10 protein-coding genes are annotated in these 16,659 nt (G+C 62.7%); 4 read left to right on the top strand and 6 right to left on the bottom strand.

The genetic code is table 11. The annotated features are described in order from the left end of the window. Positions 1 to 41: 41 nt before the first annotated feature. A complete protein-coding gene (locus ACVOLS_RS03445) occupies positions 42 to 893 on the bottom strand; it encodes a pirin family protein (protein WP_481544495.1) in 852 nt (283 codons plus the stop codon). 236 nt (positions 894 to 1,129) lie between these two features. Here ACVOLS_RS03445 and ACVOLS_RS03440 point away from each other — a divergent pair, with 236 nt between their 5' ends. Together ACVOLS_RS03440 and ACVOLS_RS03435 are read left to right on the top strand one after the other, a co-directional pair. Continuing rightward, complete coding sequence (locus tag ACVOLS_RS03440) at positions 1,130 to 3,196, top strand: carbon starvation CstA family protein (protein ID WP_481544494.1); 2,067 nt, start codon at positions 1,130 to 1,132, stop codon at positions 3,194 to 3,196. Continuing rightward, complete coding sequence (locus tag ACVOLS_RS03435; protein WP_057626620.1) at positions 3,196 to 3,420, top strand: YbdD/YjiX family protein; 225 nt, start codon at positions 3,196 to 3,198, stop codon at positions 3,418 to 3,420. The genes ACVOLS_RS03440 and ACVOLS_RS03435 overlap by 1 nt, the downstream gene beginning before the upstream one ends. Before the next feature lie 215 nt (positions 3,421 to 3,635). Here the strand turns inward: ACVOLS_RS03435 and ACVOLS_RS03430 are convergent, their stop codons facing one another. The 4 genes from ACVOLS_RS03430 to ACVOLS_RS03415 all read right to left on the bottom strand — a co-directional run bounded on the left by ACVOLS_RS03430 (position 3,636) and on the right by ACVOLS_RS03415 (position 11,235). Next, positions 3,636 to 4,886, bottom strand: coding sequence for a DUF819 family protein (locus ACVOLS_RS03430; RefSeq protein WP_481544493.1), 1,251 nt, complete (start codon positions 4,884 to 4,886; stop codon positions 3,636 to 3,638). A gap of 348 nt (positions 4,887 to 5,234) precedes the next feature. Beyond that, positions 5,235 to 6,485: a DUF819 family protein gene (locus ACVOLS_RS03425; RefSeq protein WP_481544492.1), complete on the bottom strand. Its 1,251-nt coding sequence runs from the start codon at positions 6,483 to 6,485 to the stop codon at positions 5,235 to 5,237. Between the two features lie 306 nt (positions 6,486 to 6,791). Then, complete coding sequence (locus ACVOLS_RS03420; protein ID WP_481544491.1) at positions 6,792 to 8,852, bottom strand: S9 family peptidase; 2,061 nt, start codon at positions 8,850 to 8,852, stop codon at positions 6,792 to 6,794. Between the two features lie 391 nt (positions 8,853 to 9,243). Continuing rightward, on the bottom strand, positions 9,244 to 11,235 hold the full coding sequence (locus ACVOLS_RS03415) for an OPT family oligopeptide transporter (protein WP_481544490.1): 1,992 nt from the start codon (positions 11,233 to 11,235) through the stop codon (positions 9,244 to 9,246). A gap of 192 nt (positions 11,236 to 11,427) precedes the next feature. Here ACVOLS_RS03415 and ACVOLS_RS03410 point away from each other — a divergent pair, with 192 nt between their 5' ends. Further along, on the top strand, positions 11,428 to 12,579 hold the full coding sequence (locus tag ACVOLS_RS03410) for an acetyltransferase domain-containing protein (protein WP_481544489.1): 1,152 nt from the start codon (positions 11,428 to 11,430) through the stop codon (positions 12,577 to 12,579). Positions 12,580 to 12,637: 58 nt separating this feature from the next. Further along, on the top strand, positions 12,638 to 14,401 hold the full coding sequence (locus tag ACVOLS_RS03405; protein WP_481544488.1) for a peptide MFS transporter: 1,764 nt from the start codon (positions 12,638 to 12,640) through the stop codon (positions 14,399 to 14,401). A gap of 147 nt (positions 14,402 to 14,548) precedes the next feature. Here the strand turns inward: ACVOLS_RS03405 and ACVOLS_RS03400 are convergent, their stop codons facing one another. After that, positions 14,549 to 16,507 carry an alpha/beta hydrolase family protein gene (locus ACVOLS_RS03400; RefSeq protein WP_481544487.1) on the bottom strand — a complete coding sequence of 653 codons (1,959 nt, stop codon included), beginning with the start codon at positions 16,505 to 16,507 and terminating at the stop codon, positions 14,549 to 14,551. Between the last annotated feature and the right edge of the window lie 152 nt (positions 16,508 to 16,659).

Here is a 16,659-nt window from a genome sequence, read left to right as displayed (position 1 = left end):
GATGCCGGTCCCGTTGCATTGCGCACGGGACCGGCCATCGTTCAGAAGCGCCCTTCCTGATAGTCGACGAAGGCCTGCATCAACTCCTCGCGGGTGTTCATCACGAACGGCCCATGCCGCGCCACCGGCTCGCGCAGCGGGCGCCCGGCCACCACTATCAAACGCGCACCCTGGGCACCGGCACGCATATGCAGCGTGCTGCCGCCGCCCAGCACCGCTAGCTGTTGCAGCTCAACCGCGCGTGCATCCCCACCCTCGCCCAGCGACGCATCGCCCTCGAACACATAGGCAAAGGCGTTGTGGCCTTCAGGCAAGCGGTAACTCCAGGCGGTGCCCGCGCCCAGTTCGATATCCAGATAAACAGGATCGGTGGCTGGTTGCTGGATCGGGCCGGTCACCGAACCAACGGTACCGGCGATTACTTTCACGCTGACGCCTTCAGCCGGTGCCAGTTGCGGAATGCGCTCTGGCGCGAACTCCTGATAGCGCGGCGCGCTCATCTTGTCGCGGGCCGGCAGGTTCACCCACAGCTGAAAGCCACGCATGCGGCCGGACTCCTGCTCGGGCATCTCCGAATGCACCAGGCCGCGGCCAGCGGTCATCCACTGAACGCTGCCGGGGGTAAGCAAACCTTCGTTGCCGTGGTTGTCCTTGTGACGCATGCGTCCGTCGAGCATATAGGTCACCGTCTCGAAACCCCGGTGCGGATGATCGGGAAAACCGGCGAGGTAATCCTCGGCCCGGTCGGTGCCGAACTCATCCAGCATCAGGAACGGGTCCAGCTCCGGCAACGACGGCGTGCCAATGACCCGTGTCAGGCGCACACCGGCGCCATCGGAGGTGGGCATGCCGCGGATGCTGCGCAGCACCCGGGCGGAATCTTGGCTAGTCATGAGAGATCTCCTTGAACCTGCAGCAGACAATGGCCTGCGTCGACCACCAAACCAATCGCCACGGCTGCAACCATTTGTTCCAGCCAGCCTACCGCCACTGCACAGCGCTGCCCCGCAGTCATGTTCAATAGGACGTGGACCTAAGACCAAAGTCGCATCCAATTCAGCTGCCATGCACATTGACCCCCGACCTGCATGGGTAGACCCTTGCAGGCATTCCCCTGCGAGGCGACTCGATGAAAGGTTTTTCCAAAGCCGGATGGGCGCTGCTGTCCCTGATAGGCGCGTTCTGTCTAGGCGTCGTGGCGCTACGCCGCGGCGAACACATCAATGCCCTCTGGATCGTGGTGGCAGCGGTATCGCTGTACCTGGTCGCGTTCCGCTACTACGGCCTGTTCATCGCCAACAAGGTACTGGGGGTTGATCCCACCCGCGCCACGCCAGCGATCATCAACAACGATGGCCTGGACTACGTGCCCACCAACAAGCACGTGTTGTTCGGCCACCACTTCGCTGCCATTGCCGGCGCCGGCCCGTTGGTTGGTCCGGTACTCGCCGCACAGATGGGCTACCTGCCCGGCACGCTCTGGCTGATTGCCGGTGTTGTGCTTGCCGGTGCGGTGCAGGATTTCATGATCCTGTTCATCTCCAGCCGCCGCAATGGCCGCTCGCTGGGCGATCTGGTGCGCGAGGAAATGGGCCAGGTGCCCGGCACCATCGCGCTGTTCGGCGTCTTCATGATCATGATCATCATCCTCGCGGTGCTGGCGATGATCGTGGTGAAAGCACTCGAGGGCAGCCCCTGGGGCATGTTCACGGTGATAGCCACAATGCCCATCGCCATGTTCATGGGCGTGTACATGCGCTACATCCGCCCTGGCAAGATCGGCGAGATCTCGATCGCAGGCCTGTTCCTGCTGATCGCAGCGATCTGGTACGGCGGCAAGGTTGCCGCTGATCCGGTGCTGGGACCGATGTTCACCTTCACCGGCATCCAGATCACCTGGATGCTGATCGGCTACGGCTTTGTCGCGGCGGTGCTGCCGGTATGGCTGCTGCTGGCCCCGCGCGATTACCTGTCCACCTTCCTCAAGATCGGCACGATTGTCGGCTTGGCGATCGGCATCCTGATCGTGATGCCGGAGCTGAAGATGCCGGCGCTGACCCAGTTCACCGACGGCACTGGCCCGGTGTGGAAGGGCAGCATGTTCCCGTTCCTGTTCATCACCATTGCCTGTGGCGCGGTGTCGGGCTTCCATGCGCTGATCAGCTCGGGCACCACGCCCAAGCTGCTGGCCAATGAAGGCCACATTGCCTACATCGGTTACGGCGGCATGCTGATGGAATCGTTCGTGGCAATCATGGCCATGGTCGCCGCCTCGATCATCGAGCCGGGCATCTACTTCGCCATGAACAGTCCCGCAGCGATCATCGGCACCGACGTGGTGCACGCTGCACAGGTGGTCACCAACTGGGGCTTTGCGATCACCCCGGACCAGCTCACCGCAACCGCGGCAGAGATCGGTGAGAGCACCATCCTCTCGCGTGCCGGCGGCGCGCCGACCCTGGCCGTGGGTATCGCCCAGATCCTGCACGCAGTGTTGCCGGGCGAAGGCATGATGGCGTTCTGGTACCACTTCGCCATCCTGTTCGAAGCCCTGTTCATCCTGACCGCCGTCGATGCCGGCACCCGTTCGGGCCGCTTCATGCTGCAGGACCTGCTCGGCAACTTCGTGCCAGCCCTGCGCCGCACCGACTCGTGGGTGGCCAGCTTCATCGCCACCGGTGGCTGCGTCGCACTGTGGGGTTACTTCCTGTACCAGGGTGTGACCGATCCGCTGGGTGGCATCAACATGCTGTGGCCGCTGTTCGGCATCGCCAACCAGATGCTGGCCGGTGTTGCACTGCTGCTGTGCACCGTGGTGCTGTTCAAGATGAAGAAGGACAAGTACGCCTGGGTGCCACTGGTCCCGGCCATCTGGTTGCTGATCTGCACCACCGCAGCCGGCTTCATCAAGATCTTCTCCGACGTTCCGGCAGTGGGCTTCCTGGCCCAGGCACACAAGTACCGTGATGCCATTGCCGCCAACGAATTGCTGGCACCGTCGAAGAACTTCGACCAGATGCACCAGGTGATGGTGAACAACTACATCAATACCGGCCTGACTGCGCTGTTCCTGTTCGTGGTGTTCGCGGTGCTGGTGTACTCGATCAAGACCATCGCCGCTGCACGTCGCTCGCCGGTTCGCACCGACAAGGAAACCCCGTACGTGGCACTGAAGCCGCACGAGGTTGATCTGTAATGGGCACCGAGCTGGTCCCCGTCGGCCAGTACCAGACGTTCCGCCGCACCTGGCGGCGTCTGGTACAGACCGCGCGGCTTTGCTGCGGCGTGCCGGACTACGACAACTATGTCCGGCACATGCGCGAGAAGCATCCCGACCGTGAGGTCATGGATTACAAAACCTTCTTCCGCGAACGACAGGAAGCCCGCTTCGGCGGCAGGAGCGGCTTCCGCTGCTGCTGAAGCAGCGGAGACAAGCAACGAAAAAAGGCGGCGCCAATGGCGCCGCCTTTTTTGTACCTGTAGTGCCGAGCCATGCTCGGCAGAGGCGTTACCGATAACCCCATTTGTAGGAGCGGCGTAAGCCGCGAAACCGACAAATCATGGGATTGCAATGACAGCGTGATCTGCGGCAACACCGGCTTCGCGGCTCACGCCGCTCCTACCACGCTGCTGCCTCAGGCACCCGCCATCCACTTCAACATCAGGCCGGTCATATAGGCGATCACCGTACCGGTGGCATAGCCAACCGTGCCCAACAGCACACCCACCGGTGCCAAGGTCGGATGGAAAGCCGCTGCCACCACCGGTGCCGATGCCGCCGCACCGATATTGCCCTGCGAACCAATCGCAAAGAAGAACAGCGGCGTACGCAGCATCCGCCCAACCACATACAACAGGCCGATATGCACACCCATCCAGATCACGCCGAGCAGGAACAGCCACGGACGATCAGCCAATGACAGCAGATCCATCTGCATACCGATGCAGGCAATCAGGAAGTACAGGAACAAGGTGCCGATCTTCGATGCCCCCGCTGCTTCCAGATTGCGCGCACGGGTAAAGCTCAGCAGCAGGCCGGCAAGGGTGGAAAGCATCACCACCCACACAAACGAAGAGTTCAACGAGGCCTTGCTGGCCCAGCTGACGTTCTCGCCAAACCAGCTGGCCAATGGCGTTGCCAATGCGTGCGCAAGCCCAACGATACCCAGACCAACGCCGACGATCACCATCAAGTCAGTCAGGCTGGGATTACGTGCACTCTTGGCCTCGTAATCGGCAATGCGCTGCTTCATGTCATCAATGGCCGAGGTATCCGCACCGTTTTTTGCATCAATGATCTGGGAGCGTCCCGCCATCCACAGCAGCATCGCCATCCACAGACTGGCGCAGGCAACGTCCACCACGGCGAACTGACCAAACGTGGTTGCATCGACGTTGAAGGTCTCGCGCATGGCCGCCATGTTGGCGCCGCCGCCGATCCAGCTGCCTGCCAACGCGGCCATGCCGGCCCAGGTATCACCGGCGACGGTTTCCGGGTGGATGAACTTCATCACCTGGAACGACACCGCCGCGCCCAGTACGATGCCGACGGTGCCGGTGACGAACATCACCAGCAGCTTGGGGCCCAGCCTCGCGATGCCCTTCAAGTCAATGGACAACGTCAGCAACACCAGCGCGGCCGGCAGCAACACATCGCGCGCGATCGGGTTGTAGAGCTTGGTGCCGTGGCCATCGATCAGGCCAGTGGTGTTGTAGATGGCGGGGATGAAGTAGCACAGCAGCAGCGCTGGCACCCAGGTGAATATCTTTTTCCAGAACGGGGTTGGGCCGCTGGCCAGCCAGAAGATCAGGGCCAATGTGGCAGCGATCAAGCCGAGGCCGACGATGTCATTGGTGATGAGAGCAGTATTGGGTTCGGTCGGCATAAGGCCTGTTCCTGTCGATCGAAGGGAAATAAAAACGCCACGTTGGTGACGTGGCGTTGAGGGTGGAGCCTAGCATGGTGGTGGATGTTGGTCTTGTTTGGCTAAAGCAGCGCTGCGGGCTTTCCCTCTCCCCAACCCCTCTCCCGCAAGGGGAGAGGGGTTTTGAAGCTGCAATTGCAAACGTAGCTGGTGCTTGCTGTGCGTTGAGCCCCTCTCCCTTTACAGGGTTAAAGGAGCAGCTTGCGAACCACAGGTTCGCTGCTCCTTGAACGCCCTTGCGCCAGCGCAGGGGCCGGGGCGCGGAGCGGGGGTTGGGGAGAGGGGAAGGCGCGCAAAGCGCGCCGCTTTTCACCCAGCCCCAGCCATCGCCCGCAAGGTAATCCCCACGACATAGGCCGCACCGGTACCCACCGCATAACCCAAGGTACCCAGCAACACACCTACCGGCGCCAAGGCCGGATGGAAGGCAGTTGCCAATACCGGCGCCGAGGCCGGGCCACCGATATTGCTCTGCGATGCAATGGCGAAATAGAAGAACGGCACCTTCAGCAACTTGCCGACCAGCCACAGCAGCACGATGTGCACGCCGATCCACAGCACGCCCAGCGCAAACAACCACGGCTTCTCCAGCAGCGCCAACAGATCCATCTGCATGCCGATGCAGGCGATCAGGAAGTACAGGAACATCGAGCCCCACTTCGACGCGCCTACGCCTTCCAGCTCGCGCACGCGGGTAAAGCTCAGGCCCAGGCCGATGAAGGTCGCCAGCATCACCACCCACACGAACGGCTTGTCCATGCTCACCGAGCTGGACCAGCTGACGTTCGCAGCAAACCAATCGGCCAGTGGTGCGGCCAGGCCGTGCGCAAGTGCAACAGCACCGAACGCCACACCGGCCATCACCATCAGGTCGCCCAGCGCGGGAATGCGTGCATGTTGCGCCTGATAGCTGGCAACACGATCACGCAGATCATCCAGCGCGCGCGTATCGGCGCCGCTGCGCTTGTCCATGGCCGGTGCGCGTGAGGCGAAGAAGATCAGCACCGCCATCCACACGTAGCCGACGCCAACGTCCACCACCGCGAACTGACCGAAGGTGGTGGCATCGACTTCAAAAATCTCCTTCATCGCCAGCATGTTGGCGCCGCCACCAATCCAGCTGCCAGCCAGCGCAGCCATGCCGCCCCAGGTTGCACCGGCCACGGTTTCCGGATGCAGCCAGGCCATTATCTGGAAGGCAACCACCGCGCCCAACATAATGCTCAGCACCGCCGCCACATACATGGCCAGCATCTTCCAGCCCAGGCCGAGGATGCCTTTCAGGTCGATGGACAGGGTCAGCAACACCAGCGCCGCGGGCAGGAACACATCGCGCGCAATCGGGTTGTAGAGTTTGGTGGTTTCGCCATCAATCAGACCGACGGTGTTGTATACGCCGGGGATGAAGTAGCACAGCAGCAACGCGGGCACGAAGCTGTAGAACTTTTTAAGCAGCGGATTGCTGCTGCCCGATGTCCAGAAAATAACGCCCAAGGTGGCGGCGATCAGGCCGAACACGATGATGTCATTGCTGATGAGTGCGCCTGTTGCGGCTGCCATCATCGTCTATCCCCTTGCGTGTAGTGAATGCGGACAAGCCCCCTTGCCCACGTGAAACAACCTGCCACTTGCGCCACTTCCTGATGGAGGAAGCTTGGTTCGTGCAGAACGTATGGATCTGGCGACTCCATCGCCCTCACCCCATCCCCTCTCCCGGTGGGAGAGGGGCTATGAAGATGGCAACAATTTCCGCTGACCGTTCCCTTCTCCCACATGTGGGGGGAAGGTGCCCAACGGGCGGATGAGGGCAGCTTTCAGCTCCCCTGGAAAAAGAAAGGCATGCGTTGGCATGCCTTTCTCCCGACATCATTCGCCGATGTGCTGCTTCAACCAGCCATTGACCGTGTCATGCCACTGCACGCTGTTATGCGGCTTCAGCACCCAATGGTTCTCGTCCGGGAAGTACAGGAACTTGGACTCGATCCCCTGACGCTGCAGCGCGGTAAACGTGGCCAGGCCCTGCTCCACCGGGATGCGGTAATCCAGCTGGCCCTGCACCACCAGCATCGGCTTCTTCCAGTTGCCGACGTGGTTGACCGGGTTGAACTTCTCGTAGTTCTGCGGCACGTCGTACGGGGTACCGCCCTGCTCCCACTCGGTGAACCACAGTTCTTCGGTGGCATAGCCCATGGCGCGCTGGTCGAACACACCGTCGTGGTTCACCAGGCACTTCCACGGCTCGTTCCAGTTGCCGGCGATCCAGTTGACCATGAAGCCGCCGTAGCTGGCGCCCAGCGCACAGGCCTTGTCGCCGTTGAGGAAGCTGTACTTCTGCTGCGCCGCGGCCCAGCCCTTCTGCAGGTCTTCCAGCGGGCGATCGCCCCAATGCTGGCTGATCGCGTCGGTGAAGGCCTGACCGTAGCCGGTGGAGCCGTGGAAATCGATCATCACCACTGCGTAGCCCTGGCCCGCATAGGTCTGCGGGTTCCAGCGATAGCTCCAGCCATTGCCGAAGCTGCCCTGCGGGCCGCCGTGGATCAGGAACGCAACCGGGTACTTCTTGCCTTCCTGGTAGTTGTGCGGCTTGACCACGTAGCCGTGCACGGTCTCGTCGTTCCAGCCCTTGAACGAGAACTGCTCGAAGTCACCGAAGTTCACCCCGTCCAGCATTTCACCGGCACTCTGGGTGATGGCGCGCTGCGGTGCGCCGGCAGCGGTGCTGCTGGTGAACACCTGATCGCCGCTCTTCAGCGAGTTGCGGGTGAAGGCCAGCGCATCACCGGCGATGTCGAAGGAGGAGATGCTGCCCTCGCCCACCAGCTTGGTCGGCTCGCCATTGGCGATGTTGACCGCGAACAGCGGGTGTTCGCCCATGTCCTGTGCGGTGGTGTAGATGGTCTGGCCATCGGCCGACAAGGTGATGCCATCAGCCGAACGGTCCCACTGCGCGGCGATCTCATTGACCTTGCCGCTGGCCACGTCCATCGCCATCAGACCGAAGCGGTCAGCCTCGAAGCCCGGGCGCTTCATCGCGCGGTAGAACAGGGTCTTGCCGTCGGCGCTGAACACCGGACCGGCGTCCCAGGCGGGGTTGGCAGCGGTCAGGTTGACCGGCGCCTGCTTGCCGGCAGCATCGAGCTTGTACAGGTCGAAGTTGGTCGACCACGGCTCCTTGCTGCCCTGCACGCGGATGCTGGCCACCACGGTCTTGCCATCCGGCGACCAGACGAAGTCTTCATTGCCGCCGAACGGCTTGGACGGTGCATCGCCGGCCAGCGTCGCGCTGATAGCGGAAGCGCCCTTCACCGCAGCTGCGCCTGCAGCCGGCAGCGGTGCAACGAACAAGGTGTTGCGACGGCCGTCAGCCCAGGTATCCCAATGGCGCACGAACATGCTGTCGTAGACCTGGCCGCTGCTCTTGTCGGCCTTTTCCTTCTCAAGGCGCTTGCTGGTGCAGGCCAGGTCCGAGCCGCAGTCCTGGAACACGCCGGTGCTGAACAGCACGCGGTCGCCCTGCGGCGAGATGCGGTAGCTGTCCACGTCCAGCGCGAAATCGGTGAGCTGGCGCGGCTCGCCGCCAGCCAGCGGCATCACGTACAGCTGCTGGCTGCCGTTTTTGGCACTGAGGAAGTACACGTTCTGGCCTTCGATCGAGGCCGAATTGACGTTCCAGCCAGCCGGGGTCAGCTGCTTCGGCGGCGCCATGTCGCGGGTACGCAGGTCACGGATCCACAGGCTGCTGCTGGCCTTGAGGTCGGCATCGACGATGCGCTTGGCGAACACCACCTGCGCACCATTGGCGCTGAGCAGCGGTGCGGACGCACGGTCCAGCTTGACCATGTCGCGGACTTCAAAACCGCGCGCACTGGCCAGTGATGGCAAGGCGGCCAACAGGCACAGCGGCAACAGGGCGTGACGAAGCTTCATGGGCAACTCCCAGGCAAAGGCAAACCCCGATGGTAGGCGGCCAGCCCGCCCCACTGCAAAGGCTTGAAGTCATGCCAGAGCAACCGCCGGAAACAGCAAAGCCGCCCAAGGGTGGCTTTGTGTTTGATCTGGCCCTGCTTTTGCCTAAGCCCCTCTCCTGCAAAGCGGGAGAGGGGTTGGGGTGAGGGCGCTTTGGCTTGAGCGCTTTGGCTTGAGCTCACTCCCTTTGGCCGCAGGCCAAGGGGTGGGTTGGGGAGGGGTGCTTTGGCTTTGGCTCTAAATGTCCAAGCCCCCAGCCAAGTCAAAACCCAAAGTTCCCCCCATCCGCCCCTTCGGGGCACCTTCCCCCGCAAGCGGGAGAAGAGACAACGTCACAGCCAGGTCAGTCGCCTCAGGCCTTCGCCGCCGGCTCGCCCTTCTTGCCGATGCGGTACATCAGCAGGCCAACCAGGAACAGCACGAACAGGCCAACCCAGGCCGACACGCTCGCCCAGGTATCGGCAAAGCCGCCCAGCGGCAGTGCCAGCACGTCGCCCTGGCCGCTGACCACGATCGGCACCGCAATGGCGATACCCATCAAGGCTTCACCGGTGATCAGGCCAGCAGCGAACAGCACGCCCGGACGGTGCACGCGGTCACGGCCTTCTTCGTCGTCGGCACGCAGCTTGTGGAAGCGCTCGACCAGGTGGGCCAGCAGGCCGCCCAGGAAGATCGGCACCATCAGTTCCAGCGGCAGGTAGATGCCGATGGCAGCAGCCAGCACCGGCACGCGGAAACGCTTGCCGGTCTTCTTCAGCCACTCGTCGATGGCGATGATCACCGCGCCGACGCCGGCGCCCAGTGCGATCATGCCCCACGGCAGTTCACCACCGAACAGGCCACGCGCAACCGAGGCCATCAGGTTGGCCTGCGGTGCCGCCAGCGAGTTCGGATGTTCTGCGGTCGGTGCGCCGATGCCGTAGGCATGGGCCAGCAGGTTCAGCACCGGCGCCATGATCAGCGCGCAAGAGAACGCGCCGATGCCCAGCATCAGCTGCTGCTTCCACGGCGTCGCGCCGACCAGATAACCGGCCTTGAGGTCCTGCAGGTTGTCACCGCCAACGGCGGCCGCACAGCAGACCACCGCGCCGATCATGATCGCGGCCACCGCACCCAGCGGAGCACCGCCAACGCCGACCGGAATCAGGCCGTCCTTGCCCAGCAGCAGCACCAGCACCACCGAGGCGAACAGGATGGTGGAAATGGTGATGCCCGAGACCGGGTTGTTGGAGGAACCAATCAGACCAGCCAGGTAGGCCGACACGGACACGAACAGGAAGCCGGCGACGATCATGATGATGGTCATCGGGATCGACACGTGCCACTGGCCGACGATGGCCTGGTACAGGCCCAGCAGCGGCAGGGTGAAGGCGATCAGCGCGATCAGCATCCACTTCATCGGCAGGTCGCGTTCGGTCTCGGCCAGCGCCGGGCCACTGCTCTTGCGGGCAGCGGCGAAACCACTCTTGACGCCATTGAGCAGCGACTTGCGCAGCGAGAACAGCGTCCAGACGCCGCCGATCAGCATGGCGCCGACGCCGAGGTAACGGATCTGCGAGCCCCAGATGGCGAAGGCTGCCTCGGCCGAGCCGGCATTGGCCAGCGATGCGGCCAGGTCCGGGTTACCGCCCAGGAAGAAGGCCTGGTACAGCGGAATGGCGATGTGCCAGGACAGGATCGAGCCGGACACCACTACGATGCCGACGTTCAAGCCAACGATGTAACCCACGCCCAGCAGTGCCGGCGACAGATTGGTGCCGATGAAGGCGGTGATCTTGGAACTGCCGACATAGGCCGACTGCGCCCAGGCATCCGGGAAGATGCGCAGGCCCGAGGCCGCGGCCAACTTCACCAGACCGCCGATGGCAGCCGAGATACCGAGGATCTTCATGCCCGGGCCCGGGTTTTCACCGGCCTTGAGCACTTCCGCTGCCGCCTTGCCTTCCGGGAAGGGAAGCGGATCCTCGACGATCATCGAACGGCGCAGCGGCACCGAGAACAGGACGCCCAGCAGGCCGCCGAGGCCGGCGATGCCCAGCACCCACCAGTACTTGAAGTCCGGCCAGTACCCCATGATCACCAGCGCCGGGATCGTGAAGATCACGCCAGCCGCAATCGACGAGCCGGCCGAGGCACCGGTCTGGACGATGTTGTTCTCAAGGATGGTGCCGCCACCGAGCAGACGCAGCACGCCCATCGAGACGACGGCGGCCGGAATGGCGGTAGCGATGGTCAAGCCTGCGAACAGGCCCAGGTAAGCATTGGCGGCAGACAGCACCACAGCCAGCACGATGGCAAGAACCACCGCGCGGAATGTGAGCTGCGCAGGCGCAGCGTTGTTCATGGAAAGCCCTTGGATGGCAAAAAAACCTTCGCCACGCTAACGCCCGCTTAACGGCAAGTCCAGCCTGAACGCAGTGCCGGTGCCCCGCAACCCTGCAATTCCACCGATCCGCACGCCTTGCAGGCCACATCGGCAAAGTCGCCCGCGCCGCCCTTGAATGTTATGTTATATCTTTCCGTAAGATTTCAACGCATGCACCCTGCCTCCACCTCCCGCCTGGCCTCCATCGACCAGCTGCGCGGCACCGTGATGCTGCTGATGCTGATCGACCATGTCCGCGAGACCTTCTACCTGCAGCACCAGGTCAGCGACCCGATGGACGTGACCTCGGTTTCTCCGGCGCTATTCAGCTTCCGCCTGCTGGCCCATCTATGCGCACCTGTGTTCGTCCTGCTCACCGGCCTGTCGGCCTGGCTATATGGCCAGCGCCAGCCAGATCCGCGCCGCGCCACCGCCGCGTTCCTGCTGAAGCGCGGCTTGTTCCTGGTGGTGTTAGAACTGACCCTGGTCAACTTCGCCTGGACCTTCCAGTTCCCGGCCAGCACGCTCTATCTGCAGGTGATCTGGGCCATCGGCCTGAGCATGATCGCGTTGGCCGGCCTGCTGTGGCTGCCGCGCAAGTTGCTGTTGGCGCTGGCGGTGGTCATCATTGCCGGCCACAACCTGCTTGATCCGCTGCAGGTCCAGGGCAACGGCATACTGGCAACGCTATGGAAGATCCTGCACCAACGTGACTGGATCGAGCTGGGCGACAGCCTGCGCCTGCGCACCTCCTACCCGCTGCTGCCGTGGATCGGCGTGATTGCCCTGGGTTACGTGCTGGGCCCGTGGTACGCCAGCAACCGCCCGGCGCCACAGCGCCAGCGCTGGCTGCTGCTGACCGGCGCGGCGATGCTGACCGGATTCGTGCTGCTGCGTGCCGCCAATATCTACGGTGACCATCCCTGGCTGCGCTTCGCCGACTTCCAGCTGACGCTGATGAGCCTGCTCAACGTCACCAAGTACCCGCCTTCGCTGCTGTTCCTGCTGCTGACGCTGGGTATCGGCCTGTTGCTGCTGCGCCTGTACGAGCAGCCACGCATCGCAGCGTGGTTGCAGCCACTGGCGTGGATAGGCGCGGCGCCGATGTTCTTCTACCTGCTGCACCTGTACGTGCTGAAGCTGATTTACCTCGCAGCGATGGCGTATTGGGGCGCAAATCACGCGCCCTACTTCGCAGTCGAATCGGTGTCGGCATTGCTGTTGATCAGCGTGGCGCTGGCGGTGCTGCTCTACCCCGCCACCCGCGCTTTTGCCCGCTTCAAGGCACACCGTCGCGACCTGGCCTGGCTACGCTATCTCTGAACGCGCAGCACCGGGGCAGCGGTCCTATACTCGGCCGCTGTCCCACCCGGCACCACAGATGACTGCAACTGCATTGAGTCGCCCCCGCTCCGACGACTTCCTCGGCCACCCCAAGGGCGTCTACGTCTGCTTCTTCACCGAAATGTGGGAGCGCTTCTCCTTCTACGGCATGAAGGCGTTGCTGTTGCTCTACCTCACCAAGTACCACTTGTTCGGCGACAAGGCCGGGTTGGACCTGCTCGGTGCATACGGCGGGTTGGTCTACTGCATTCCGGTATTCGGCGGGCTGCTGGCCGACCGCTGGCTGGGCATGCGCAAGGCGGTGGTGTTCGGCGGCATCCTGCTGGTGCTGGGGCACATCGGCATGGCTTTCGAGGGGCACGCGGCGCATCGGGTGGCTGGCGAAGTGGTCCGCGACGAGGGCGCGTTGTCGATCACCTATCTGTCGCTGGCGCTGATCATCATGGGCGTGGGCTTCCTCAAGCCCAACATCTCCACCATCGTCGGCAGGCTCTACCCCGAGAACGACCCGCGTCGTGACTCGGGCTTCTCCCTGTTCTACGCCGGCATCAACCTCGGCGCCCTGTTCGCCTCCCTGGTCTGCGGTTTCCTCGGTGAAGCCTATGGCTGGAAGTACGGTTTCGGCGCGGCCGGCATCGGCATGCTGGTCGGGCTGGCGATGTTCCTGTGGGGACAGAAGTACCTGCACGGTCACGCCGAGCCGGCACAGCCTTCGACGTTGCGCGAGCGCGTCCTTGGCGTGCCGCGCGAATGGCTGATCTATGGCGTTGCGGTTGTCGGCATTGTTCCGGTCGCGGCGCTGATGTGGGCAGCAGCCAACGGCGCGTTCGCCCTGGGTGGCGAGATCAGCCTTGCACTGATGCTGATGATCGTTGTGCTGGGCGGCGTGCTGCTGTGGTTCGCCTGGTTCACCGGCACGCAGTGCACGCCAGAACAGCGCCAGCAGATGATCGCGCTGATGGTGCTGATCTTCATGGCATTGGTGTTCTTCACCTTGTATGAGCAGACCTATGGTTCGTGGGTCACTTTCACCGATCGCCTGCTGACCAAGGATCTGGTGCCTTCACTCGTGATCCGCGAAGGCACGCCACTGCCCTGGTCCATCGTCTCGTTGCTGCTGGCGCCGCTGGGCTTCGTGGTCGCAGCACGCCTGTCTGATCGCAATCCGGCATCCAATGCACCGCGCCTGCTGTTCGGCGTCATCGTTGCCGCGATGCTGGTGATGCTGGTCCGCGACTGCCTGGTGCTGCCGCAGACCGCCGGCTCGCTGACCTATCTGGGCGCGCTGTTCCTGGTGCTGCTAGCGCCCTTGTTTGCTGCACTGTGGGCATGGCTGGACAAGCGTCGCCTCGATCCGTCCAAACCACTGAAATCCTCGTTCGGCCTGGTATTCGGCGCCCTGTCCTTCGTGCCCTTGGCCTTGGCAGCACAGCAGGTGGGCGCAACCGGGCAAATGGCCAGTGTGTGGTGGCTGGTGCTGGCCTACCTGATCCTGGAGATCGGTGAGATGTGCCTGTCGCCTGTGGGTTTATCGGCCGTCACCCAGCTGGCGGCACCGCGCGTGGTCAGCCTGATGATGGGCACCTGGTTCCTGGCGACCGCATTCTCCGAAACCCTGGCAGCCTTGTTCGGCAAGCTCGCCGCCATCGACGTACCCGAAGGCGAAGTGATGAACATCGCAGAAGCCGCCGGCCGCTACGAACACCTGTTCTGGCTGCTGATGTGGATAGGCCTGGGCTGCGCGGTAGTAGCCCTGCTGGCCTCGCCGCTGCTGAAACGGATGATGCACGGCGTGCGCTAACCCCCGCTTTTGTAGGAGCGGCATAAGCCGCGAAGCTAGCACTGCTTGCGAACATCAATATCCGCAACCTGATACAGCATCAGCTTCGCGGCTGACGCCGCTCCTACAAAAAAAAACGGGGCCGACGCCCGCACCCCGAACAGGCAACTACTTCGCCTTCGCTCCACCCAGGTGCTGCGACAGGAAGCCCAGCAACCTCCCGTAATACTCGCGCTGATGCGGCTCGGTATAGAAACCATGCCCTTCGGTGCTGAAGTACAAGGACTCAACCGGCACGCCTGCCTTCTTCAACGCCGCTTCCATCATCCGGGTGTGCTCGATCGGCGCGATCTCATCCTCGCCACCGGCAGCGAGAAACACCGGCACCTTGATGCGATCAGCAAAACGGTTCGGCGATGCAGCCGCCAATGCAGTCTGATCCTCGCCCACCCAATCCTTCGACGAATTGCCAAGACTGCGAGCAGTGCGCACATCTGCGCGCTGCATCATCGGTAGATCGTAGACGCCCACATAGCCCGCGGCACAGCGGTATAGCGCGGGCTCCTTTGCCGCGCCCATCAGCGCGGCATAGGCACCATAACTGGCGCCGTAGATGCAGATTTTTGCTGCATCGGCCTGCCCTTCACTTATTGCCCAGCGGGTAGCGTCGGTCAGGTCATCCTGCATGGTCCCACCCCACTGCTGTGCACCCGCACGACTGAAGGCCCAACCATAATTGCCCGATCCCCGGTAGTTCACCTGCATCACCGTGTAGCCGGCAGCAGCCAACATCTGCGCATCGCGGTCGTAGTGCCACTCATCGAACACGGTGTAAGGACCGCCATGCGGCATCAACACCATCGGCCGCGCACCAGTCGCACCACGCGGCTTTGTCAGATAGCCATGAATCTTCAAGCCATCGCGTGCAGAGAAGCTGAAAGGCTCGACAACGGCGGCAGCATCCGGATCGATCCAGCTGCCACTGGCTACAACGAAATCCAGCTTCTTGGCAGCTGGATCGTAGAGGTAAAAATCACCAGGATTGCTGCCTGACCACACGCGCACCATCAACAGCAGGCCATCCTTGCTGCTCGAGGTCACTCGCACCGACTGGCCTGGGAACGCCGCCTCCAGGCTGCGTTGCAAGCGCGCTTCGGGCAGCGAGTCTTCGAAGAACACACTCCGGTGTCGCCCATCCATCAACAGCGCCCCAACGGGGATGTTGGTAGCCCGACGATAGATGATGGTCCACGGATCAACCGTATTGTCACGCAACACCGTGCGGCGTTCATTGCTGATGGTATTCCACGCCACGACGCTGTCCGGCCCCGGCCCATCGCCACGCACCAGCAGGTAGGCAAGCGAATTGTCTTCCGAAAAGCCCAAGGCTTCTTCAATGCGGCCGCTCACCTTCTGGTCATTGATCAAGCGCCATTCGCCGCCAGCGGCGTCGCGATAGTAGAGCTTGCTGAGATTGTCCAGGCCCGCTCCCAGTGCCAGCCGCACCACGCCCGCGTTATCGGTCGCAAACGCCGCACGACGGACGGGTACCGTCGCCGACACAGTGCGGCGACCGGTATTTACATCCAGAATCTCCGCACGAGTGAACGGCTCCTGCGTTCCCAATGGCCAAGTCGAGATCACCACGTTGCGGTCTTCTGCAGGCAAAGGATCAACTAGGAAAGCCGCAACGCTTTCCACTTTCTTCGGCTGTATGCGAGTGCCCACCCCGTTTCCCTGCACCCTGTAACCAACCAGAAGGTCGGCCTGCCCGCCATCGGCGTTGATTGCGTAGAGCTCGCCGGTCGGTCGCGGCTCATCCAGCAGACCAAACTTTTCAGCAATACCGATCAATACGCGCTCGTCGTTCACCCAATGGAAGCGGTTTACATGCGCGTTTCTCATCGGCACGAACATGCCGGATTGCTTGTTGCCTTCGCGGGTGAAAATGACAAGTGCAGTCTTGTCTTCAAGCGGCACTGTCGCCGCGTAGTACTTACCCGAGGGCGACAGCTTGATATCGTTGAACTCATCCTTGCGAATGAACTGCCCCAGATCCACGGCAGCCCAACCGGTCGTCGAACACAAACACAGCAGCAAAGCCATCGCCAGCTTCATCATCTGCATCAGCCCCAAAACGGGCGTCCGGCCCGCGTTGGGCGATTCTAGCTCCCTGCCTTTGGATTTTTCCATGCAGGAAATGCGGGTAGCCGTTCAAAAGATAATCAAGGACTACCGACTCCCCTGCTGAAAGAGCCTGCGGCCGAAAACCGGGATTC

The organism is Stenotrophomonas sp. STEN038 (assembly GCF_056759895.1).
The sequence above is the reverse complement of the archived record's forward strand: the minus strand, read 5'-3'. Positions and strand labels throughout refer to the sequence as shown.

Coding starts and splice junctions, on each gene's coding strand:
- ACVOLS_RS03445 (WP_481544495.1), bottom strand. CDS start 893: ATGACTAGCCAAGATTCCGCCCGGGTGCTGCGCAGCATCCGCGGCATG.
- ACVOLS_RS03440 (WP_481544494.1), top strand. CDS start 1,130: ATGAAAGGTTTTTCCAAAGCCGGATGGGCGCTGCTGTCCCTGATAGGC.
- ACVOLS_RS03435 (WP_057626620.1), top strand. CDS start 3,196: ATGGGCACCGAGCTGGTCCCCGTCGGCCAGTACCAGACGTTCCGCCGC.
- ACVOLS_RS03430 (WP_481544493.1), bottom strand. CDS start 4,886: ATGCCGACCGAACCCAATACTGCTCTCATCACCAATGACATCGTCGGC.
- ACVOLS_RS03425 (WP_481544492.1), bottom strand. CDS start 6,485: ATGGCAGCCGCAACAGGCGCACTCATCAGCAATGACATCATCGTGTTC.
- ACVOLS_RS03420 (WP_481544491.1), bottom strand. CDS start 8,852: ATGAAGCTTCGTCACGCCCTGTTGCCGCTGTGCCTGTTGGCCGCCTTG.
- ACVOLS_RS03415 (WP_481544490.1), bottom strand. CDS start 11,235: ATGAACAACGCTGCGCCTGCGCAGCTCACATTCCGCGCGGTGGTTCTT.
- ACVOLS_RS03410 (WP_481544489.1), top strand. CDS start 11,428: ATGCACCCTGCCTCCACCTCCCGCCTGGCCTCCATCGACCAGCTGCGC.
- ACVOLS_RS03405 (WP_481544488.1), top strand. CDS start 12,638: ATGACTGCAACTGCATTGAGTCGCCCCCGCTCCGACGACTTCCTCGGC.
- ACVOLS_RS03400 (WP_481544487.1), bottom strand. CDS start 16,507: ATGCAGATGATGAAGCTGGCGATGGCTTTGCTGCTGTGTTTGTGTTCG.